Origin of the sequence: Roseimaritima multifibrata, from assembly GCF_007741495.1 — a bacterium.
GTDB classification, from domain to species: Bacteria; Planctomycetota; Planctomycetia; order Pirellulales; family Pirellulaceae; genus Roseimaritima; species Roseimaritima multifibrata.
Genome location: NZ_CP036262.1, coordinates 6,013,276 through 6,034,326, shown reverse-complemented (window position 1 = coordinate 6,034,326; position 21,051 = coordinate 6,013,276). Strand labels below are relative to the sequence as shown.

Genomic DNA, 21,051 nt, shown 5'->3' with positions numbered 1-21,051 from the left:
CTGGGTGGCTTTTTGCCACCGAACAACTGTTGCCGCGCCGAAGGAAGTTGGCAACATTTTTGTTCTGGAAGTTTGCGGGGTTCGCTGACGGCTTGCCCAATATCCGTTGCAACCGTAGTGATTTAACAGAATGTCGCGGTGAAACTTCGCTAGCCGTTAAAGTTTCGCTGAAGAAAAGCTGGGCGAAGCGAACAGGATCTTAGGAAGAGGATCGTCCGGCAGCCTCGATAAGGCTGTCTTCCAATTCTTGCTGCTTTTCGGGGGTGAGTATGCGGTTGCCTTCGCGGTCCGTGATATAAAAAACGTCCATCACCTGATCCAGGTGGGTCGAAATCTTTGCAAAATGAACCAGGAGTGAAGCGTCGGCTAGCGTTTTTGCAATTGCGTAAAGCAAGCCTGGACGGTCGTACGCGAAGAGCGAAAGGACCGTGTATTTTTCGAAAGTATCATTGTCGAAAGTCACCCGGGTCGGCAACGGTAGGACCGCTTCGCTTTCTCCGGCACCGCTGTTCCAGACTTTGGGAAAGCTGAATTCCGGGACAGTCTGTTGGTCGAGGTTGTTGCACAGTTGCTCGCCAAACTTTGCAAACCAAGCATCTGGTTTCGGCAGATGGCTGGGGTTTTGTACGACAAACGTGTCCCAGGCGATGTCCGGTGCCAGGGTCGCGACCTCGGCATGTTGGATTTCCAGGCGATTGGATGCGAACGTTCCGGTTGCCAGTGCAAACAGGCCGCGAACCTTTGATTGATCGACGCGAACAAGTGTGAATTCGGTAGAATCTTGATCCTTGATTGGGCGGAACCAACATGTGCTGGTTTCTGGGGCAAGTCCCGCGACGATCGACACCTGTTCGGCCAAGGTCTTGGCGTCATGCCGCTGCAGCATCAATGGGTTTAAGCTGTCGAGAACATGCTCAAGGTCGGTTAGCGGCGTCGCGTCGGATGCAAAATCGGAAAGTATTTCTAGGACTTCCTGTTTCTTCTTGGTCGTTGCTTCGTCCATCTCGCCGGGAAGATTGCCTGAATCTAAGAACTTGCGCGTTCGAATGTACAGCTCTTCCAGAAGCCGCCGTTTCCAGTCGGTAAGGACCTCGGGACCAACCGCCTGCATGTCTGCAAGGGAATGAATGAGAAGCATGTCAAGGATTTGGCGGGATCCGACGGTCGCCGCAAACTTTGAAACGATTTCAGGATCGCTTAGATCATGCTGCGAGGATGTGTTGTTCATTTCCAGGTGCAGGAAGATCAGTTTCGCGACCAGTTTGCTGGATGCTTCGTCCAGTCCCAGTCGAGGGCATGTCTCCAGGGCAAGTCGTTGCCCGACGATACAGTGGTCTTCGTCGTAGCCTTTGCCAAGGTCGTGCAGCAGAAGTGCCAGGTGCAGCAAACGTTTGTCTGCGATCTCTCGGTAGACGTCACCGGGAAGCGATTTTTCCGTTGCAAACTGGGTTGCCGCTTCCACCGCCCGGATTGAATGGGCGTCGACGGTGTACTTGTGGTATTGATTGAATTCAAGCATTCCCCGAGCGCGACGCATGTCGGGGATCAGTTTTTCTAAGACCCGTAATTCATGCAGGCGGCGAAGCAGGCTAGGTAAATGTCCCGGGTGACTTAGCAAGGAAAGAAACTGACGGCCCGCTTTGTAGTCCAAAGTTTCCAGTGGTTGGGCCATCATCGCAAGTCGAATTTGCTGCCAGGTTTTGTGTGCAATTCGACGTTGATGTCGATTGGCGTAAGCCATCAACTGCAACACACGCGACAGGCTTTGAGAGAATTCCTCCAACGCACTATCGCGGACCCAAATTTCGTACGGCCCTAACCGAATATCTTTGTCGAGCGATTTAGAGAAGATGCGGTTAATGCTACGCGCTAGCAGAGGATTGCGTTCTGAGGTTGCTCGGAAGTGGGCGACGGCGTACCGAACATTTCTTGAATGTTCAAAGTAGTCTTTCATCAACCATTCGACCGCAAGGTGGCTGTCCTTGTCGACGTATCCCCAGCGTTTCGCAATGGCTAGTTGGGCTGCGCGATCGAGAATGTCTTGGTTTTTTGCGTAGGAAAAATGAAGTTCGTTACGCAGCCGAAGCATGAATTGTTGGGCGGCCTGCACGCGGTGATAGTCGTCTACGGGAAAGCCAGCAAGTCGAACCAAGCGAATTAGATCGGTTTCCCCTGTACTGGCGAATCCAATCCAGCGAATCAGCTGGATATCGCGGAGGCCGCCTCGCGAGCGTTTGATGTTGGGGCTTAGCAGGTAATTGGTTTCGCCCCATTTATGGCGTTCGATTCGTCTTGCTTCGCAAACGGCTTCGATCAGTGAATGTTGCCGGCGAATGGCTCCTTTCTGCAAGCTGCGGAAATAGCGCTTGTAGATTTGGATGCTGCCGGAAAGCAGGCGCGATTCCGACAGCGAGCTGAAGACGGTTGCGTCTTTCCAAGCCCAGGAGTTTGCTTCTGCTTGGGTGCGGACCGTGAATCCCAGTTGCAAACCCGCGTCGAAAATATCGCGAGTGAATTGGCTGACGATCGGCAGCAATGCGTCCTGCTGGCCCGGATTGGGAACCAGCATGAGGTCGACATCGCTATAGGGTGCGAGGTCCCTCCGTCCAAAGCCCCCATGAGCAACCAACACAGAATTGGCCGCGGGAGTTGGATCTTCGACCGAGCGAAGGGTTGCATTCCATAGCGATAGAACGATCCCATCAACCAAGTCGGTTAATGAGGTGCAAACCTGAACTCCACTGAGGCCTGACTGATGATGTTGACGGATCCGCTCGCGACCCGCCTTTAAGCGTTCGCGAGCATCCACAACAGCAGGACGAATCGACGGTCTAGTGGGGGAGGGCATTTATGAAAATGCAGATGCCTTAAAGGGCGTCTTCGCCTCGCTCACCAGTACGGATGCGGATCGCATCTTCTAGGTTGGTGATGAAAATCTTGCCGTCGCCGATTTGGCCGGTTTGGGCAGTTTGCAGGATCGTATCAACCACCAACTGTAGGCTGTCTTCTGAACAGACAACTTCAATTTTGACCTTAGGGACAAAATCAATGGCGTATTCGGTACCACGGTAGATTTCCGTGTGTCCCTTCTGACGCCCGAATCCACGGACTTCGCTGACGGTCATTCCGTCGATTCCTTGCTCGGTCAAGGCGTTTTTAACGTCTTCAAGTTTGAAATGACGGACGATTGCTTCGACTTTTTTCACGGCAATTTTCCTGAGCAATGGGCGTTCGGATCGAGATGTCTACGAAACGCGAAACAGGAGAAGAACCTGCCGCCTTCGCTGACCGCTGAAACTGATTGTAACCAATCAAGCCAATTCTGCGAGCCTAACCTTCGGCCCCTTTAGGATTTAGGGGTTATGGTTTGCTCCAGTGCCTTTCGGTGACACTTTGTTGCAGATTCGCCACCCTTGCGAGGACGAAAAGTAGGTCGCTAAGACGGTTCAAATAGACCATTGTCGCATTAGAGACATTAATTTCAGGGATGTTTAGTAGTGTTACAACGCGTCGTTCGGCTCGTCGGCAGACTCCGCGTGCGACGTGAAGTTGGGTGGCTACAGGACAGCCTGTAGGGAGTATGAAATTCTTTAATGGAGGGAGTTGTTGCTCGCCCTCGTCGATCCAGGATTCCAGTTTGGCGATATGGGTATCCCCCACGATCCTCATTTGGTGTTTGTCAGGGTCGGGCGTCGCCAGTTCGGCCCCTATCGAAAAGAGCTCACTTTGGATCGAATTGAGCTGTTCGTCCAGTTCAGGGGAAGGTTCGCAGGAACGGACGGTCCCCAGCACCGCGTTCAGTTCGTCAATCGTTCCATACGCTTCGATTCGAATGTCGTCTTTGGAGATTCGCGGGCCACCAAATAGTCCGGTTTCCCCTTCATCGCCGGTGCGCGTGTAGATTTTCATGGCTATTCGTTGTTTGTTGTAATTAATCGAGGGTCTAGTAATGTCGAATCGAACCGTAGTCTACGCTGCTGGCGTCCTGTTGTTGACTCGGGATGAGCCGCGAAAGTTCTTGTTGATGCGGCATTCCGACCGCTGGGATCTTCCCAAAGGGCATGCCGAGAAAGGGGAGCATGCCTACCAGACCGCACTGCGTGAAATGGAAGAGGAAACCGGTATTTCGGCTTCGGAAGTGCAGTTGGACCCGGGATTTCGCTATCGGTCGACCTATGAAGTGACGTATCGAAAGCAGCCAGGCGAGGTTTTTGAGAAGCGTGTGACTTTCTTTCTGGGATGGATCGATCGGCCTGTCGATATTATCTGCACCGAGCATCCCGAATCGGGCTGGATCCAGTGGCATCCCCCCCATCAGATCCAGGCCCAAGCGATCGATCCGCTCCTGCAGGCAGTTGCGGAGTATTTAGAGGGATCGAAGACCGAGGGTTAAGGGATCTTCGTTTTGCACTGCTTTCGCGGGGGACGTGAAATGGATTCGTGACATATTGCCGGTCTGTTCACGCTTTGGCGAGCTTGGCTACGTGACTGCCGATCGAATGGCTGTTAGGTGCCGTCGCAGTTCCAGACGGCAGGTTTCGGCAAATTGAAGGGCTAGGTCGGTTTTGTAGTCAGGATAGGTCCAGCGATGGTCCTGCCAGCGGCGTCCTGCGTAGCTGAGCGTCACTTCGGCATAGATCCCTTGTTGCAAGTAAAGCCGGTGGTCCCGGTCTTTTGTTGTTGCCAGGACCAGTTTGGCTTCGGTCACGTAGCCGCAGTCCAGATTAAGCGGGCGAGCTTCGGTCGCGCCGAATTCGCTTGCCATTTCCTTAGCGAATTGGCTTTCCATTTCGTTGGTGGCGATTTTCCAGGCGGGCAGGGCACTTGGGTCATCGCAGGGGCTGAAGGCCACAAATTGTTTTAGTAGGTCTTCGCCCATCGATTTTTGATAGTAACCGCCAGCTGTAAAGGGCTGTGGTGGAGTCATGAAAGCGATAGAGCCGAGCAACGATTCCAGGGCAGTCGCCCCCCAGTCCCGAGCGGCTGCATGCCGGCTGATCACGGCTACGATGGGGAGGACGGGAATAGGGGGGCGGCAGGGGGCCATGGAGGATCCGGGCAGAAGGACAGGCTGGAAGGAAGAAAAACCGTTCGCAGAGCCAGGTAATGATAAGTAGGATACTGCCGAACGGGCAGAGAATCGTTACATTTCAGGATTCCATCTCACCATTCTTTTTTCACTGAAGTAGCCTGATGCAAAACTGGATTGCCAAAAGGACCGCCGCCTTCGATAGCAGTGGCATTCGACGTGTTTTCGACTTGGCTGCAAAGTTAGAGAATCCGATCAATCTTTCAATCGGGCAACCTGATTTTCGTGTTCCGGATGCTGTTCGCAATGCCTGCACCGCAGCGATCGAAGCGGATAAAAACGGCTATTCCCAGACTCAGGGGATCGGTCCCCTTCGCGATCGCCTGCAGTCCGACCTGGATGCGCGGTATGGGCACGAGGATCGCTCCGTGTTCGTCAGCAGCGGAACAAGCGGTGGATTGACCTTGGCAATGTTGTCGATGGTCGATCCCGGGGACGAAGTTCTTTTCTTTGATCCCTATTTTGTTATGTATCCAGCACTGATCCGGATGGTTGGTGGGGTTCCGATCGCAATCGATAGTTATCCGGACTTCCGGATCGACTGTGAGAAAGTTGCGGCGAAGATTACCCCGCGAACCAAGATGATCATTGTGAATAGCCCGGCCAATCCGACCGGAGTGACGGCGACAAGGGAAGAGTTAAAGGATCTGGCAGATCTGGCTGCCGCGAACAACATCGCTTTGGTGTCGGACGAAATCTATAGCGCGTTTATGTATGACGAAGCGTTTGCGTCGCCGGCGGAATTCAACCCGCAGACCATTGTGATCGACGGTTTTAGTAAAAGCCACGCGATGACCGGGTGGCGAGTTGGGTACGTGCATGGGCCGTCGGAAATCATCAATACGATGCTGAAATTGCAGCAGTACACATTTGTTTGTGCACCACAGCCCGCACAGTGGGCGGGGCTGCAGGCGATCGATATCGACTTGTCCCAGCACATCGCGGATTACCGTCGCAAACGAGACATGATCGTTGACGGGCTGTCGGACCTGTACGAGTTGGAGGTTCCCGGAGGCGCGTTTTACGCGTTTCCAAAAGCCCCAAGAACAAGCGGGGCTGCTTTTGTGGAAGAGGCGATTGCGAAAAGTCTGCTGATCATTCCCGGCAATATCTTCAGTGCTCGGGACAGTCATTTTCGCATCAGTTTCGCCGCAAGCGACGAAACCCTGCAGCGCGGGATCGAAGTCCTACGCGCTCTAGCAAAATAGCCGGTGGGTTCGATCGAGCCCGCAGCCGAAGTGGGACAGGCTGCCAGCCTGTCCCCGCTCGACAGGCTGGTTGCGATTAAAGACGCTGCGTTTCCGACGCGTCTTTAGCGGTCGCCCAGTTGCACCAGTACGTTGGAGGAACTGGGGAGGATGTCGATTGAAGCATCGGATTCCAAAAGTTTTTCGGTTTCCATGACGTCCATGACCGCTTCTAAAATCTCTGAATCCTGCTTGGCGATGTCATTCAAAGCAGCACCGACGTAGGCGGGACGGGCGGCGGAGGCTTCGGCCATTTTCTGCGATACCTTGTAAGCCGTTTCACTGCGGATCAGGCCGACGCGATTCTCGCCGTCTTGTTTCATTGCACTGGTGACCTGGACCAAGCGTTTGACGACTTTGTCGGTGATGTTGTGAACCATCTGCTGGTCGGTGAAGAAGACTTTGCGGATGTAGACCGACCCTAGTCGATAGCCCCATTTTTCCGATAGCGGCGAAACGGTGGTGCGAACGCTGCGGCTTAGGCTATGGCGGTCTTCTAGCATCTTGTCCATTTCCAGATTGCTTAGCGTCGAAATTGTGGAACTGGCGACGTTGGCTTGCAGCGATCCTTCTGGATTGGTGTTCACAAACAGGTAAGCGACTGGGTCATTGACCTGCATCTCATACCAAATCCCGACGCCCATCGGGGTTCCTTCTTCGGAGTTCACCATTTGCCCGCGAAGGTAGTGCTGTCGCAACGCCGTGCTGACAACCTCGCGACGTCCGAAGAAGGGAATCAAAAGGGCTTGAGCCCCGAATTGTCCAATTGGGAAGTGCAGCCCAGGTTCATCCAGCACCCCTACAACTTTTCCGAAGAGGGTGAATACCTGCGATTGGCACTCTGACACGACTGCGTACAAGCACATTGCGCGAGCAACCGAAAAGCAGATCGGTAAAAACATGAGTCCGGCAACGCCGGCAAAAATAATGAATGGGAGCGTCATGGTTATTCAACTGAGCTTCTAGGATGAATGAATTGCGAAGGATGAACTAGCTGTTGCGAACAACGCGGCGAGCTCGAGCGAGCAACGGAATGCGCATGTTTCGCAGGTAGACCGACAAGGACGTTGATCCGCCTTCACCCTTGATGGCTTGAAGCGTCGTAGCAAGTTCTCGCAGCGGAGCGACTTCGGCTTGAGCATTGTTGGCGGCGATTTCGACCGCTCGTTTGCTCATCGTGATCTGTTGCTCCGAATCCGCACGGGCGGTGCTCAGGTCGGCGGCAACTTGGTTGCGAGTGCTGTTAATCGCGGAGAGTGCACGATCGACTTCTGGTGGAGGATCGATTGTCGTGATCAACGCGGCGTCCAGTTCTACTCCGTAGCGTCCTGGAGTGGACGCACACTGTTGTTCCATATAGGCGTTCAGAGTTGGTAAATTCTTGCGCAAGTCATTGATCGAAACCCCTTCGGACAATTCGACCGAGGTTTCGCTTGGTTCGTCGCCCAGGTGAGCGTCGGCTAGCAGGCTTTGACCTTTGGGATCCACAAAAGTCGCGACCCGTTCTCGCAAGATCGAAACGAAATAGCCCATCACATGCTCCAGCGGGCTGCGTACGCCGAAGAGGTAAGGGTAGAGATTGCTTTCGCTGACTCGGAATCGCAGTTGCCCGTTGACTCCGGTGGTCAGGTTATCCTTTGTGACCGCTTCGATCGTCGATTGTGATTTTGTAGGGTCCCAAACAAGATCGACGGCCTGGGTCGAGACACTGACCTTGTAAACGTCCTGCCAGGGCCACTTGAAGTACGGGCCACCCGGTCCAATGACTCGCACGACGGGATAGCGATAACGCAATTTTTCATCGGCGGTCAGATGCGGGTCGTCGTCGCTGGCAACGGTATCCTCGCTCAGGCGTTGTGCACGGCCAAAAGTCGTCAGGACGGCGCGTTGATCGGGCCGAATGACATAAAACCCAGAGATAAGGGCTCGGAAAACTGAGTAAGCAAACAGCCCGGCGAGAAAGGCGATGGGCACGAAGTAAATCATGGGTGCAACCTGAACAGAAGGAAACGGAGCCCCGTGGCTCATTCCGGAAAGCTAGGTCGCAGTTAGCAAAAAGTCAAAACACAACCGTCTGAAAGCAAGCCACACAATAAACCTCAGCCGCCCCCATCAATAACCAATTCAAAAGAAACAACCCACCCATCACCAAACCACACTCCCACACTCCCACACTCCCACACTCCCACACTCCCGCACTCCCGCACTCCCGCACTCCCACACTCCCACACTCCCACACTCCCACACTCCTTCACTCCTTCACTCCTTCACTCCTTCACTCCTTCACTCCTTCACTCCTTCACTCCGTGTCTCCGTGTCTAACCCCTCGGCGCAAAAAAACAGCCCAAGAATCAAAAACTCTCAGGCTGCCATTCAAAACACGAACCGACTGTACTAGCTGAAAAGCTTATGGATGATCTTTCCGTCTCGGACCAAGGTGATAGGACGCCCGGTTTCAGTGTCGAATTCCATTTGGTGATCGATACCAAGGTTATGGTAGAAGGTGGCTCCGACGTCGTCTGGAGTGATCGCAGTATGAGCAGGCCCGGCAGCGGTCGCATCACTTTCGCCGACCACCTGGCCCCCTTGGATGCCTCCCCCTGCCATCAGCATGCACATGCAGCGTGGGTAATGGTCTCGTCCTCCTTCGGCGCTTCGCTGATTGATTTTAGGGGTTCTGCCGAATTCCCCGGTCGCCAGGACGGCGGTCGAAGCAAGCAGTCCACGTTGTTCAAGGCCATTGAACAACCCGCTTAATCCTGCATCCAGCTTTGGTAGTAGGTTGGTACTCAGTTTTGTAAAGTTGTCGGTGTGTGTGTCCCAGCCGCCTAGTTGCACGGTGACAAAACGAACGCCCGATTCGACCAGTCGTAGCGCTAACAAGCAGCTTTGCCCGAACGGATCGTCGCCAAACTGCTTGGAGAAACTTTCGGGTTCTTGGCTGATGTCGAAAGCTTTTCTCGCGGTTGGAGATGTGATCAAGGCGTGTGCTTGGTCACTAAATTTGTCCAAGCCTTGGATCAATTGGTCACTTTGTTCAAGGCTTGCAAACCGCTGGTCAAGATCTTTCAGGAGACTCTGACGACGTTGTACCTGTTCGACGGTGACTCCCCGTGAAAGGGAGACACCGCGAACCGAAAAAGGCCGTCCCGCGGCCGGTGCGCTGTTCGTGTTTAAGGCGGAGTAACGAATGCCCAGGAAACCAGCACCATGGCTGGCCCTTGGAATGGCAACGTGCGATGGTAGGTCGGGTTTGGATTGGGTCTGCATCGATACGACCGAACCATAGCTTGGGTATTCCAGCGATGCCAACGGACGTGAGCCTGTGCTGACATATTCTTGACCCAGGTTGTGAGCCGCCAAGGTGTGGCTGACGCCTCGCAGGATCGCAAATTTGTCGGCACAGGATGCCAGTTTCGGCAAGTGTTCCGAAATTTGGATCCCGGGCACGTTTGTTGAAATCGGCCGGAAGCTTCCACGGAACTCATCCGGCGCATCTGGTTTCAGGTCAAACGTATCGAGATGCGAGGGGCCTCCGGGAAGTTCGATAAAAATCGCGGACTGAGCGGGAGCGGAGCGGATTTGCCCGGCGTCTGCCATTCGCAAGTAGCCGCCCAGGGAAAGCCCGCCTGCACCCAGCGCACCGGCACGCAATACATCACGACGGCGCATTCCGTCACATGTTTTATGAATCGACATCGTTGGTCCTTGATAGTGGTATTGAACGGGGCAATGGAATCAATGGTTAAGGATGAATTCTTTGGTGTTGATCAGAGACCAGACGACGCTTTCCACACCACTGCCAACGGACTTGGAGTCACGAATGAATTGGAGAGAAAGTTCTTTCTCCGAAGGTTCAGGTAATCGGCTGAGGGTTCGCAGGTAGGCTTGGTCAATCACGTCGGACAGCTGCTTTTCTTGTTTCGCAACCGAATTTTCGCCACGATCCGAATCGGCCTTGCTGGGCTGTTTTTCAAGCGAATCTTCTTCGGGATTGTTCATCCGTTTCCGCAGTCGCATGATGTCCATGCGGATCTTTGCGGCTGCGCCTTTGCGATTGTCGGCCATCGCTTCAACCAACTGTTTTCGGCGAGTTTGTAGCTGCTTGTTCATCGCCATCCGCTGCCGAACCTTTGGATCGACTTTGTTGGAGGCTTGCGGGGTTGGTGGTTTCACGCCAAGCGTGCGGCAGGCTTCCGTCACCCAGCCATCTTTGGCGGATAATCGAATCAGAACATCCTGGTCGTTGCGAAGGTAAACGGACTGCAGAAGGCTGGATTCATCCGAGCGATCACAGTCGCAGTTGGTTTCTCGCAGCGAGGCTCCGAAAACCGACAACGTAAAATTCTGACGGTTGCGGTTTGGTGATACCAATTTCCCGCCAATGGCTCGCTCTGACAAAGATTCGCGTATTTTTTCGGCTGCGGAGTCCGACAGGGTTGCCAGCTGAATCGCGTCGTGCACCACTTCTGCAGGCAGACGGCGAGGGATGAAGTGGCTGAAATTGCGTTTGTCCGAAGCGTTGGTTTCGTTTGGTTCCCAGCTGCGTTGGTAGGTATCCGAAAGCACAATTTCTCGGTGCAACCATTTCATGTCGAAACCACTTTCTTGGAAACCGGCTGCCAGGTAATCCATCAGCGGGGCGTTGACCGGCGGGTTGGCAAGGTTCAGGTCGTCGGTCGGTTGGACCAAGCCAACGCCGAAGTAATTTGCCCAAACACGGTTTACCAAAGCTTTGGTGAAGTAAGGGTTTTCAGGAGCGCGAAGCCAGTCCATCAGGGCTCCGCGAGGGTCGTGGTCGAGAGTCAGTTTTTCGTCTTCGCCAAGCAACGTTCCGGTGGGTACCGAGGTGCGAATATTGCGACGATTCTTAGCGTTGTTGCCACGGTTTCTGCGTACAGGTGCGGTGCGGACAAACAGTTCGGCGAAGGGAACGGTTTCGCCATCGCGGATCAGTTCTCCCAACTTGCGTTGCAGTTGGCCGCCTTTCAAATCTTTCAGTTCCAGCTTCGCCAGCATTTGGTCACGCTCTCTTTTGCTTTGCGGCGAAGAGGCGTTTCCAGCGATAATCGGTTGGAACAATTTTCCGAACTCTGCAAAGTCATCCTTGGACCACTGATCAAAAGGATGTTTGTGGCATTGAGCACATTGGATTCGAATTCCCATGAAGGCGTAAGCAAAACCGATCGCTCGTTCTTCGGTGCTGCGGAAGTTCTGACGGCCCCAGTAGAGCGGGTTGCTTTCTCGTGCCGCAAACTTGTCTTCATTTCCTGGGCTGCAGACTTCAGTCATCGCACTGCAGTAGGCTGCGTAGTCTTCGCCTGGTTCGCGACTGGTGGCCATGACCATTCCTTCGACAATCTGGTCGTATGGAACGTTTTCAGCCAAGCGTTTTTCGATCCATGCAAACCAAAGTTTCGAAGCGACTCCACGAATGGGAAGCGTGTTGCGTAGTTGTTCTTCACTGTTGCCGGTCCAGTCGGACATTCTCGTCGCCCACCAAGCCGCGTATTCGGGGGAATCGAGAAGTTCATTTACCAGCGTTTCTCGTTTGTCGGTCGCTTTGTCGGCGAGGAAATCTTGGACTTCGCTGGCCGAGGGGAGTGTTCCCGTAATGTCCAAGCGAGCGCGACGCAAGAAATCGGCGTCGGAGCAAACATCTGACGGTAGGATCCCCAGTTTTTTCAGTTTGACGTTCACCAATTGGTCGACGTTGGTTTTAGCGGGAACGTCGGGGTACTTAGCATTGGCAAGTTCGGTTAGCGGTCGTAGCACAGGGATCGGTACAACGGCTTTGTCATAATAGGCAACGACGTGTGTATCCCCTTTGACTCCTGCGGTAACGATGCCGGTTTCGTCGACTTCTGCGATGGCATCGTCATTGCTGGAAAACCGACATATCTCCGTGACGTCTTCTTGGATTCCGTCAGCCCAGTGAGCGATCACTTTGAGAGGTTGTTGTTGGGCTTCTTTGTGAAACAGAATCTCGGCTGGAATCACTTCTAATCGATCAAGGATCGCGGGATCACTTTTCTCAAACGGGGCGCCACTGCTGACCCATTTTTCGAGCACGTGATGCTGCCAGCTGCCCAGTTCGTATCGTTTGCCCCCTTCATGCATGTCTGCATCGGTTGGCTTGGAAATGATTAGGCTTTCCGCCGCATCGTCGGTGTCGACTCGCCCTGAATTCTCTGCCATTAGAGCGCTGTGGTCGGCTGCGAAGTCGTACCCGAACAGCGATAGTTGAAAATCACCGCGTCCTTGGAACGAGCCATGGCAGGCTCGCCCATTGCAACCTAAGCGACTGAGCAGCGGAATCACGTGACGCTGAAAGTCGGGGACTTCGTTGGTGTTGCCGTCAGCAAATCGCTGCGGCAATCCCGCCAGCGGAGAATTTTCGGCTGCCGACAGCGGTCCTTTGGAAGTCAGGACGATGGCGACCCCTACCAGGGCCAGCAGGAGGGGCGATTTCATCGTTGTACGCTGCGACATGGTTGAGACAGAGTCCGAAGGGCAGGGACGAAACGTGGTGAGCCGTTGACGAATAAGCCGCCGGTTGGATTTTGAATTCAGCATCACGATTGCGGACTCCCTGGAGGAAGCGTGGGTGAAGATGATTGAGAAGGTTTGTCGCTGGCGGGAGTGTCGCTTGATTTTGCCGGTGGAGCGGCCGGTTTGTTTTCCCGTTTGCGAGAGTCCGATGGATTGGTTTTGTTTGCACCATTTAGACGACGGGCACGACGCAGCTGGATTCGATAAGCCTGTTCGGCGACCAACGCTCCGTTGGTGTCGAATTCTTCGATGCGCTGATCGATGCTTTCAAGTTGCGAGTTCAGTTTGCTAATGCGTTTTTCAACCAGTTCCCGTTCAAGCCGTAGTCGTTCTGCTTTTAGCCGCTGCAACTGAACAATGTTTTCGCGTAGTTGCTTACGCAGCGAGACGTCATCATTTAGCCGGAGTTTGGCCGTTGCGAGATCGACTTGAGTTTCAATTTTGATGATACGCAGTTCATTTTCAAAAAAGGCCTCTCCACGTTCACGACTAAAGGCCAATCGCCGAGCTTTACGATTGAGGTCGCGTATCGCTCGTTCGTATTCTCTTGGCGTATTTGTACGTAGAAAGGCGAGCATCTTGGTCAGTTCAGGAAGATGTCGTTCGACCATCTGCAACGTTTGCTGCTCTTGGTCGGCGGGCACATCCGATTTTTCGATGGCGGAGCTTGGGCTGACGTTCCACAGCAGGAAAATCGTCATCAGCCCCGCAGGAAGGTGTTTAGATATCATCGGTGGCTCCTGCGGAATCGTCGGGGGCGGAGAGTGCCGAATCGATTGCAGGCAATGCTGCCAGCATCCAGGATGGCGGGTCCGAACCAAGTTCCGAATCGGAAGAGAGTGAATCGGAAGAATCGACGATCATCGCTTCACTGGGAAAGTCGTCCGTTGCACCGGAGTTCAAGTCGGTTTCATTTTCCAAAACCGTTTCCGATGGAATGTGTGTTTCCATCCAAGCCATCGCCAGTTGTTCGGCATGTGCTCGATTCGCAGCGATGTCTCGAGAGTTTACGGAGTCGGGCCGATTCAGCAGGCCAACTGCCAGCAGGATGCCTGCAGCCACGCACGCGGTTGCCCATCCCACCCAGCGAAATCGTCGCTCCTGTTTTGAAACAGGGGAGGGTAGGGGAGTTGCCGGATCGACCACCGCAATCGCCTGGCCGGTAATCGCCAGCAATTCGGCTTGCTCCGACAATCGGTTGGCAAGCGATTCTGACTTGCCGATCGCCAATTCCAGTTCATCTGCTTGTTCGGTTGGTAATTCACCCAACAGATAAAGGAGCAGGTCATCGGAATCAAACGCGGGTTGTTTAGGCTGCATGATGGATTCAGGCGTGAAAACGGATGCTTCTTAAAAATAGGATTACGGTGAACGTTCATGCGAACGCTTAAGAACGTTCGCGAACAAAATAAGGCTACGGTTCGTGAAGTCGCTGGGACAGTTTTTTCAGGGCGGATCGCATTCGAGCGAGTGCCGTCCCCAGCGGGATGTCCAGTTCCTCTGCGATCTGTTGGAAGGTTCGGTTGTCGTGGATGCGGAGTTCGACGATTTGGCGTTGCGCTGCAGGTAGGTTTTCAATTGCCGATCGCAGGCGTGAGTGGCGTTCCTGGTCGATCGCTGCGGTGACTGGATCGCTTTCCGTCTGGTGCTCGGTGGCGGTTTCCTGAACCGAGTTCAGTGCACGGCGATTGGTTTGGCGGCGTCGGATCAGCAATGCGGCTTGGTTGCGGGCGACCATGTAAAGCCAAGCTCGTTGCGTGGCGATGGTTTGTTGGTTGCCCTGCTGAACTAGGGCTGCAAAGGTTTCTTGCAAGCAATCGGCGGCGTCTGCGTCGGATTGGAGTAAACCGATAAGGAATCGCCGAAGCCCTTGGGCATTCTGGCGATAGATTTCAGAAATCTCCTGTTCGCTGAGGCTTGATGCAGACACGAAGAGTAGTTGCGCCGGAGGAGGAGATTATTGTTGCAAAAAATAAAAAAGTTCGTTTTTCATTTTAACTCAGCCAGAATGGCAGTCGTTGATCGGGCATTTGGGCTGAAATCGTGTCGCTTTTCGCTCGAGCAAGCCAGTTGTCGGTTTATTGATCCGGTCGAAATCAAAACTTACGCGTTCGTGTTAAGAATTCACAGTCTCGCAGCGAATTGTCGATTACGCTGAAACAGCCGTCTTGGGGTGCTTCCCCTGGTCCCGGGCACCTGGGCTATTTATTCTGGTTTCTTTCTTCATTGCCTCCCTCTCCGGTTTGAATAAGTTGATGAGCGAAACGAACGCAGGTCCCGTCTGGATTGGCTTTGATTTGGGAGGCACCAAAATGCTGGCCGTGGTGTTCGATGAGGACTTCAAACCTCTTGGGCGACGGCGGCGGAAAACCAAGGGCTCCGAAGGGGCCAAGGCGGGCGTCGAACGCATTCTCGAAACGATCGAGCAAGCGCTGGATGATGCGGGAGTCGAAGCGGGTCGCGTCGCTGGAATCGGGATCGGCTGCCCCGGCCCAATTGATCCCAGTAAAGGAATGATTCGCATTGCGGTCAATTTGGGCTGGGATGAAGTGCCAATCGGCGACGCTTTGAAAAAGCACTTCGCTTGTCCTGCGTTTGTATTGAACGACGTCGATGCAGGGGTTTATGGAGAATATCGCTTTGGGGTGGCTAAGTCCTCTCGCTGTGCGTTGGGGATTTTTCCAGGCACGGGCATCGGCGGGGGCTGTGTGTATGAAGACAATATCCTTCACGGCCGCAATATCTCCTGCATGGAGATCGGGCATACGCGAATCAGCAGCAGTTCAAGGTCAAGTGGCTTTGCTTTAACGGGCACGCTAGAGGCCGAGGCAAGTCGAATGACCATCGCTGCGGAAGCGGCCAAGGCGGCGTTTCGTGGCGATGCACCTTATCTACTAAAAGAAGTTGGGACCGATCTGGCGGATATTCGTAGCGGAGCGATCGCTGCTTCCATCAAGGCTGGGGATACAGCAGTCAAAGAGATCGTGCTTGAAGCGTGTGAAACCATTGGTTTAGCGGTGATGAATATGGTGCACTTGCTGGCTCCGGATACGATTATCTTAGGGGGGGGATTGGTCGAAGCGATGGAAGACCTGATGGTCACCGCGATCCGAAAAACCGCAAAAGCTAACTGTTTGCCAGCTTATCGAGATACGTTTACCGTGGTGCCCGCAAAGTTGGGCGATGACGCAGGGGTCTTGGGAGCGGTCGCCTGGGCCCATAAAAAGACCAAAGAGGTTTCGCTTGAGATCCCGCACAAAGACTAGGTAAGAATTCGGGGCGTCTACTTTCTTGCCGTGACGCGTTGGTTTCTCTGGCAGCCAACCTTTGCCTCTTCTCCCTCGTTCTGTTTCCGGATTTACACCGCTGGAAACGTCAAAGGTCCGTTTGCAGGCCTTCTATCACGACGTTCATAGAATCGGTGTCGCCAGTTCTTCGGATCGGGCTGCCGGGAAGGCTCAGCTAGTCGGCAAGTTGCGATGTCTGCCGTGGAGTGGCAGCCATGTCGGGACGAGAGGGCCGTGTCGTAGCGATGGTTTGCAAAAAGGGGAGTCGATTTGCAAGGCTTACAAAGATGCCGTCGCGGTTTTCCTTGGTTTCGTGATTTTCACTTGGGAAAGCGGTGTTTTCTTTGTTTGGCACAGCACTTGCTTTTACCTTTATTTCAGTGGCCGCAGCCTGAGTGCGGTGCTCCGGAGTTCGGCTAATTTCAAAGGCTTGAAACCGGCAAGCAAGGATTGCAGACTGTGTCTAAGGGAGCCGATTGCCGATGGGTGGCGATCAACGAAAAAGACCCCGCTACGGGGATTCCCAGCTTCACAGTGCCAAAGCCGAGCTTGATTTAGACCAAGTCTTGCTGACGTTTTTTACGACGTTGGCGGGAGCAGGCCTGACAGGTGCCCTGGATAATTAAGCGATGACTACTGACGCGGAAACCCTGTTCGGCCGCAACCTGATCACGCAGATTGGTCAGTTCGTCGCTTTGAAATTCGAACAGCCGTTCACACTTCGTGCAGTACAGGTGGTCGTGCTGCGGATAGCCATAGTCGTGTTCATAGACCGTCCGGCCGTCCAGCTGAAAACTTTTCAGTAAACCGGCGTCGACGAATTCCTTGAGGGTTCGGTAGACGGTCGGGCGGCTGACGTAGTCTTTCTCGCCTTTGCGCGGCAGTTGTTCCATCAAGCCATCGGCATCGAAATGCTCGTGGCGACTGAACACCTGTTCAACCAGCAAGCGTCGTTGCGTGGTGTTGCGTAGGCCTCGGCTGCGGAGAAATTCTTCGAATCGCTCCTGAGGCTGCAGTGCGACTTCAACTCGTTCCAATGGGCCTGTCTTGGACACGCAGATTCACACCGGATATGGGGATCAAGATTAGATAGGATGGCTCGATTCCCATTCTAGACCGTTAGGCCAACGCTGGAAAGGGAATAACGACCTTGATTAACCGCATGCGAGGGGCACTGCGGCTGATCAATGTCCAGCGGAGCCTAGATCATTGGATTCGCCGATCAAGCGAAACGATCCAGCATCCGGCTCATAGCCATGTCCATTTTTTCTGGAGTGTCGTAGCTCCCGTCGGCGATTGCCCGGCGGATTTCAGCGACTCGGTCAAGGCGAATTTCGCCTCCTCCGGCTACCGCATCCGTAGGAGCCGAACCAAAGGCGGCTTTGGCGGCGGAGGAAATATCCAGCTGATCTACCGGTCCAGCAGACCGCGTAGCGCTACCTTGCCCCGGTTGAGGGGGGGTAATGCGATTGTTGGCCTGAGTCGCTTGGCTGGTTGAAACTCGAATTGGGCCGAAAATTTGCATCTGTGGATTGCTCCCTAAGGGAAAAAGTTGCCCACCGGTCTATTCTATCGCACATGATAGAACAGCAAACGTGTGGACGGCGCGTTTTGGAAAAGCCACAGCATCTCGCTCCGCAAGATACTTTTCTTAGTGTGACGGTTTCCGCTATTCCGAAGCGCCGCAATCCATGTCCCCATAATGGGATGCAATCCGTAGCAGAAGAAGAGACTTCGCTGCGCGATAGTGGCGGAAACCGAAAGTAAATATCGGCCCGCCTCGCGACAATCTTAACCTTCAATCTGCAAACGGCATCGATTGTTGGACGTTTCGGTGTTTTGGCAGGCTATCAAGTTTCGCCCTCCTAAGGCAATATGGACTAGGAGCGAATCTTGAATCAAATTCGGATTGTTTGAGACTTTTTTTTGTTTTTCTAGTTAGGCCCTACTTGTGCCCTTTACCCAACCACCTACCCCTCGCGAGCGGGTTTATCGCGATGCAAAACGCGCCGCAAGCTGGGGCTTGGGGGCCAATGTTTTGCTGGCAACCGCCAAATTGGCCGGTGGAATCTTCACGGGCTCCGCGGCGTTGCTTGCCGATGCGGTCAATTCCCTGGGGGATGTGGCAAGTGCTTTTGCGGTCCAGGGAGCCCTGCATGTCGCTCAGCAGGATGAAGATGATGAGCATCCCTACGGCCATACCAAAGCGGAATCGATCGCAGGGCTGAGTATTTCGCTGTTGGTTGCCTTTTCGGCGGCCGTGTTGGGGCTGGAGACGATACGCAAGCTGGGGGCTCCGGCGGATCCGCCCCCCGTGCTTGCCGGGATCATTGCAGCCGTCTGTGCGGTGATCAAAGAAGGCTTGTATCGATACACCAAATTGGTCGCTAAACGGCTCGATTCCACCTCGTTGTGGGCGATCGCCTGGGATCATCGCAGCGATGCACTCGCTTCCGGGGCCATTGCGATCGCTTTGTTGGTGGCACCCTACGCCGGACCTTTTGCGTCGCAAATCGATCAGGTGACCGCGATTTTGGTTTGTGGTTTTCTAATCGTGGTCGGGATTCGACTGTTTTCGCGAACCGCCGGTGAATTGATGGACCAGCAGGCCGGTCCAGGGCTAACCAACAACGTTCGTCAGGTGGCCGAAGATGTGACCGGAGTCAACGACATCGAAAAACTACGCGTTCGCAAAAGCGGCCTGGAGTTTTTCGTCGAAATCCACGTTCGTGTGGATGGGCAAATGTCGGTTGGTGAGGGGCACCGGATCGGGCATGTGGTCAAAGACGCGATCCTGGCTTCCTATCCTCGAGTCCGAGACGTCCATGTCCACATCGAACCGCATGTATGCGATCGAGAGCACGGGCATTCAGGAAATCGTTAGCTCGGATTCGGCACGGACGATTTTCGTTCCGCGGACGTCGCTCGAACCGGGCTGGCGACAATCATTCTAAGCTTCCGTTTAAAACGACGGCCCGTCGCGATTTCTATTCGGCGTTTGCCATTGCTGCCAGTTGGATGGTGGCTCGGTTTTGTTCCTTTTCAAGGAAGGCTCGCCCGTACTTAACGTTGACGTGATCCCAGGGAAGTTTGTCGGTTAGTTGGTAGCCTTCGTGGACTTGTTGTTCCACATCCAAGCCCGCATCGGTGATCGCCTGCCACCAGCGTTCCGGATCCAGGTGCTCGGTCCAGCCGTCCATGCGGGCGCCTCGTTCCCAGGCCAAGCGGATCGCTTTGCCGGTTCGGCGATCGCCACGGCTGAGGACGCCTTCTAGCAGGCTGGTTTCGACGTCGTGGCACTTGATGTTGACGCTACGGATATTGCGGCGGCTCCAGAGGTATTTGTGAGCCCAGTGGAAGTATTCGCGTCGCTGCATCCCGTTCCACTGATAGGGGGTGTGGGCTTTGGGGACAAAATTGCTGACACTGGCCGTGACCCGCGCGTAACGCCCGCGGACTTCTTTACCGACCGTCGCGATCTGTTCTGCCAAATCGACGATCCCGTCAAGGTCGACGGGGCGTTCTCCAGGCAGGCCGCACATAAAGTACAGTTTGACCGATTCAAAACCATTTTCGAAAGCGGCTCGGCAGCCTTCGACCAAATCGCTGTTCTTGATCCGCTTGCGAATCTGTTCTCGCATGTCATCGCGAGCGACTTCCGGAGCCAATGTCAGCGAGCTGCGACGGCGTGTTCCGATCAGCTGAGGTAGCGAACGCAGTTGTTCGTTGACACGCAAGCTGGGGACCGCGATGTTCACCCCCAGCGGTTCAAAGACCTCATGCAACCGATGGATCAACGCTTCGAAATGAGGGTAATCACTGCTGGAGAGCGAGAGCACGCTGATTTCATTGAATCCGGTGTTGTAGTAGCTTTCCAGGGCTCCGGAAACGATCGTTTCGACTTCGCGAATGCGGAGCGGACGCTTGATCACCGTGCTTTGGCAAAAACGACACTGGTGGGGGCAGCCCCTCATGATCTCGATGGCGATTCGGTCGTGAACGCATTCGATATAGGGGACAATTGGCTTGGTGGGTAACTGCAACCCATCCAGGTCGCGGATCACACTTGGCGCAATCGTTTCGGGAACGTCATCGCGTGTCCGCTCAAGCCGTACCAGGCGGTCATTCTGGTATTCGGGAGCGTAGAAGCGGGGAACGTAGGCATAGTCCAAACGTTTGGCGACCTCGGCGAGGGCTTCGCGACGTTGTTGGATGCCAGCTTCGCCGGTGAGAAAATTCCCCGATGGATCGCGGGCTTGCTGCTTCAGTTCCAGCCAGAGGTCGCAGACTTCGGGCAGCGACGGTTCGCCATCGCCGGTCACCATGACGTCAAAGTAGTCCGCCATCGGTTCGGGGTTCTGGCAGCAGGGGCCGCCAGCGATCACCAATGGGTCTGCCATCGTGCGTGCTTCGGATTCCAGGGGGATGCCCCCTAGGTCTAGCATGGTCAGCACGTTCGGGGCGCTGATTTCGTATTGTAGGGACAGTCCCACGACGTCGAAGTCAGAGAGTGCGGTGAAGGTTTCCAGGCTGTAGAGGGGGACCTGGTGTTTTCGCAGCTGGGCTTCCATATCGGGCCACGGAGTGAAAACCCGTTCGGCCGCCCAGTCGTCTCGGCGATTCATTTGGGAGTACAGAACTTGCAGCCCGTGATGGCTCATGCCGATCGTGTAGGCGTCCGGGAAACCGAGACACAGTGTGCCGGACACTTCGCGATGGTCTTTAACAACAATGTTGCGTTCGCCTCCGACATACTGAGCCGGAGTTTGGACGTGCGGCCAAACGTGGGTTTCTAGAAAACGTCTGCGTTCGATTTGAATCATGAAACTTTGATTTGCTGTGAAGAGCAGTTGGTGTGGCCCACTAGTCGTGCTCG

At 54.4% G+C, this 21,051-nt stretch carries 19 protein-coding genes; 4 read left to right on the top strand and 15 right to left on the bottom strand.

The genetic code is table 11. The features are described 5' to 3' along the window. Positions 1–199: 199 nt before the first annotated feature. The 3 genes from glnD to FF011L_RS21895 form a co-directional block, all read right to left on the bottom strand. Complete coding sequence (gene glnD / locus FF011L_RS21905) at positions 200–2,848, bottom strand: [protein-PII] uridylyltransferase (protein WP_145354110.1); 2,649 nt, start codon at positions 2,846–2,848, stop codon at positions 200–202. A gap of 19 nt (positions 2,849–2,867) precedes the next feature. Further along, positions 2,868–3,206, bottom strand: a complete 339-nt coding sequence (locus FF011L_RS21900) for a P-II family nitrogen regulator (RefSeq protein ID WP_145354109.1) — start codon at positions 3,204–3,206, stop codon at positions 2,868–2,870. A 154-nt stretch (positions 3,207–3,360) separates the two neighbouring features. Further along, positions 3,361–3,909: a cob(I)yrinic acid a,c-diamide adenosyltransferase gene (locus tag FF011L_RS21895; protein ID WP_145354108.1), complete on the bottom strand. Its 549-nt coding sequence runs from the start codon at positions 3,907–3,909 to the stop codon at positions 3,361–3,363. 40 nt (positions 3,910–3,949) lie between these two features. Here FF011L_RS21895 and FF011L_RS21890 point away from each other — a divergent pair, with 40 nt between their 5' ends. Further along, positions 3,950–4,393 carry a bis(5'-nucleosyl)-tetraphosphatase gene (locus FF011L_RS21890; RefSeq protein WP_145354107.1) on the top strand — a complete coding sequence of 148 codons (444 nt, stop codon included), beginning with the start codon at positions 3,950–3,952 and terminating at the stop codon, positions 4,391–4,393. An 87-nt stretch (positions 4,394–4,480) separates the two neighbouring features. On the opposite strand, the gene FF011L_RS21885 is transcribed toward FF011L_RS21890, so the two are convergent. Beyond that, on the bottom strand, positions 4,481–5,047 hold the full coding sequence (locus tag FF011L_RS21885) for a DUF4416 family protein (protein WP_145354106.1): 567 nt from the start codon (positions 5,045–5,047) through the stop codon (positions 4,481–4,483). Positions 5,048–5,193: 146 nt separating this feature from the next. On the opposite strand from FF011L_RS21885, the gene FF011L_RS21880 reads away from it, so the two are divergent. Further along, entirely contained in the window at positions 5,194–6,297 is a 1,104-nt protein-coding gene (locus FF011L_RS21880) for a pyridoxal phosphate-dependent aminotransferase (RefSeq protein WP_145354105.1), read from the top strand. A gap of 104 nt (positions 6,298–6,401) precedes the next feature. On the opposite strand, the gene FF011L_RS21875 is transcribed toward FF011L_RS21880, so the two are convergent. The 7 genes from FF011L_RS21875 to FF011L_RS21845 all read right to left on the bottom strand — a co-directional run bounded on the left by FF011L_RS21875 (position 6,402) and on the right by FF011L_RS21845 (position 14,818). Continuing rightward, positions 6,402–7,280, bottom strand: coding sequence for an SPFH domain-containing protein (locus tag FF011L_RS21875; protein ID WP_145354104.1), 879 nt, complete (start codon positions 7,278–7,280; stop codon positions 6,402–6,404). Positions 7,281–7,326: 46 nt separating this feature from the next. Beyond that, complete coding sequence (locus FF011L_RS21870) at positions 7,327–8,322, bottom strand: SPFH domain-containing protein (protein WP_145354103.1); 996 nt, start codon at positions 8,320–8,322, stop codon at positions 7,327–7,329. Positions 8,323–8,730: 408 nt separating this feature from the next. Beyond that, a complete protein-coding gene (locus FF011L_RS21865) occupies positions 8,731–10,035 on the bottom strand; it encodes a DUF1501 domain-containing protein (RefSeq protein WP_145354102.1) in 1,305 nt (434 codons plus the stop codon). 39 nt (positions 10,036–10,074) lie between these two features. Further along, on the bottom strand, positions 10,075–12,828 hold the full coding sequence (locus FF011L_RS21860) for a DUF1549 and DUF1553 domain-containing protein (protein ID WP_145354101.1): 2,754 nt from the start codon (positions 12,826–12,828) through the stop codon (positions 10,075–10,077). Positions 12,829–12,911: 83 nt separating this feature from the next. Next, the gene (locus FF011L_RS21855; RefSeq protein ID WP_145354100.1) at positions 12,912–13,619 is read right to left on the bottom strand and encodes a hypothetical protein; all 708 of its coding nucleotides are present in this window, start codon (positions 13,617–13,619) and stop codon (positions 12,912–12,914) included. Continuing rightward, on the bottom strand, positions 13,609–14,208 hold the full coding sequence (locus FF011L_RS21850; protein WP_145354099.1) for a hypothetical protein: 600 nt from the start codon (positions 14,206–14,208) through the stop codon (positions 13,609–13,611). Before FF011L_RS21850 ends, FF011L_RS21855 begins: the two co-directional genes overlap by 11 nt. 94 nt (positions 14,209–14,302) lie before the next feature. Then, the gene (locus FF011L_RS21845) at positions 14,303–14,818 is read right to left on the bottom strand and encodes an RNA polymerase sigma factor (protein ID WP_145354098.1); all 516 of its coding nucleotides are present in this window, start codon (positions 14,816–14,818) and stop codon (positions 14,303–14,305) included. Between the two features lie 325 nt (positions 14,819–15,143). Between FF011L_RS21845 and FF011L_RS21840 the strand changes: the two genes are divergently transcribed. Then, a complete protein-coding gene (locus FF011L_RS21840) occupies positions 15,144–16,154 on the top strand; it encodes an ROK family protein (protein WP_145354097.1) in 1,011 nt (336 codons plus the stop codon). 196 nt (positions 16,155–16,350) lie between these two features. Here the strand turns inward: FF011L_RS21840 and FF011L_RS21835 are convergent, their stop codons facing one another. The 3 genes from FF011L_RS21835 to FF011L_RS21825 form a co-directional block, all read right to left on the bottom strand. Continuing rightward, positions 16,351–16,530: a hypothetical protein gene (locus FF011L_RS21835; RefSeq protein ID WP_145354096.1), complete on the bottom strand. Its 180-nt coding sequence runs from the start codon at positions 16,528–16,530 to the stop codon at positions 16,351–16,353. A 199-nt stretch (positions 16,531–16,729) separates the two neighbouring features. After that, a complete protein-coding gene (locus FF011L_RS21830) occupies positions 16,730–17,230 on the bottom strand; it encodes a Fur family transcriptional regulator (RefSeq protein WP_218932803.1) in 501 nt (166 codons plus the stop codon). Positions 17,231–17,397: 167 nt separating this feature from the next. Then, positions 17,398–17,700 carry a flagellar biosynthesis anti-sigma factor FlgM gene (locus FF011L_RS21825; RefSeq protein ID WP_145354094.1) on the bottom strand — a complete coding sequence of 101 codons (303 nt, stop codon included), beginning with the start codon at positions 17,698–17,700 and terminating at the stop codon, positions 17,398–17,400. Between the two features lie 426 nt (positions 17,701–18,126). On the opposite strand from FF011L_RS21825, the gene FF011L_RS21820 reads away from it, so the two are divergent. Beyond that, on the top strand, positions 18,127–19,059 hold the full coding sequence (locus FF011L_RS21820) for a cation diffusion facilitator family transporter (RefSeq protein WP_145354093.1): 933 nt from the start codon (positions 18,127–18,129) through the stop codon (positions 19,057–19,059). Positions 19,060–19,162: 103 nt separating this feature from the next. Here FF011L_RS21820 and FF011L_RS21815 read toward each other — a convergent pair whose 3' ends face one another. Further along, on the bottom strand, positions 19,163–20,998 hold the full coding sequence (locus FF011L_RS21815; RefSeq protein ID WP_145354092.1) for a TIGR03960 family B12-binding radical SAM protein: 1,836 nt from the start codon (positions 20,996–20,998) through the stop codon (positions 19,163–19,165). Positions 20,999–21,051 lie beyond the last annotated feature (53 nt).

Excerpts from the sequence above, each read along its gene's own strand:
- glnD (WP_145354110.1), bottom strand. The coding sequence starts at position 2,848 with ATGCCCTCCCCCACTAGACCGTCGATTCGTCCTGCTGTTGTGGATGCT.
- FF011L_RS21895 (WP_145354108.1), bottom strand. The coding sequence starts at position 3,909 with ATGAAAATCTACACGCGCACCGGCGATGAAGGGGAAACCGGACTATTT.
- FF011L_RS21890 (WP_145354107.1), top strand. The coding sequence starts at position 3,950 with ATGTCGAATCGAACCGTAGTCTACGCTGCTGGCGTCCTGTTGTTGACT.
- FF011L_RS21885 (WP_145354106.1), bottom strand. The coding sequence starts at position 5,047 with ATGGCCCCCTGCCGCCCCCCTATTCCCGTCCTCCCCATCGTAGCCGTG.
- FF011L_RS21880 (WP_145354105.1), top strand. The coding sequence starts at position 5,194 with ATGCAAAACTGGATTGCCAAAAGGACCGCCGCCTTCGATAGCAGTGGC.
- FF011L_RS21875 (WP_145354104.1), bottom strand. The coding sequence starts at position 7,280 with ATGACGCTCCCATTCATTATTTTTGCCGGCGTTGCCGGACTCATGTTT.
- FF011L_RS21870 (WP_145354103.1), bottom strand. The coding sequence starts at position 8,322 with ATGATTTACTTCGTGCCCATCGCCTTTCTCGCCGGGCTGTTTGCTTAC.
- FF011L_RS21865 (WP_145354102.1), bottom strand. The coding sequence starts at position 10,035 with ATGTCGATTCATAAAACATGTGACGGAATGCGCCGTCGTGATGTATTG.
- FF011L_RS21860 (WP_145354101.1), bottom strand. The coding sequence starts at position 12,828 with ATGTCGCAGCGTACAACGATGAAATCGCCCCTCCTGCTGGCCCTGGTA.
- FF011L_RS21855 (WP_145354100.1), bottom strand. The coding sequence starts at position 13,619 with ATGATATCTAAACACCTTCCTGCGGGGCTGATGACGATTTTCCTGCTG.
- FF011L_RS21850 (WP_145354099.1), bottom strand. The coding sequence starts at position 14,208 with ATGCAGCCTAAACAACCCGCGTTTGATTCCGATGACCTGCTCCTTTAT.
- FF011L_RS21840 (WP_145354097.1), top strand. The coding sequence starts at position 15,144 with ATGAGCGAAACGAACGCAGGTCCCGTCTGGATTGGCTTTGATTTGGGA.
- FF011L_RS21825 (WP_145354094.1), bottom strand. The coding sequence starts at position 17,700 with ATGCAAATTTTCGGCCCAATTCGAGTTTCAACCAGCCAAGCGACTCAG.
- FF011L_RS21815 (WP_145354092.1), bottom strand. The coding sequence starts at position 20,998 with ATGATTCAAATCGAACGCAGACGTTTTCTAGAAACCCACGTTTGGCCG.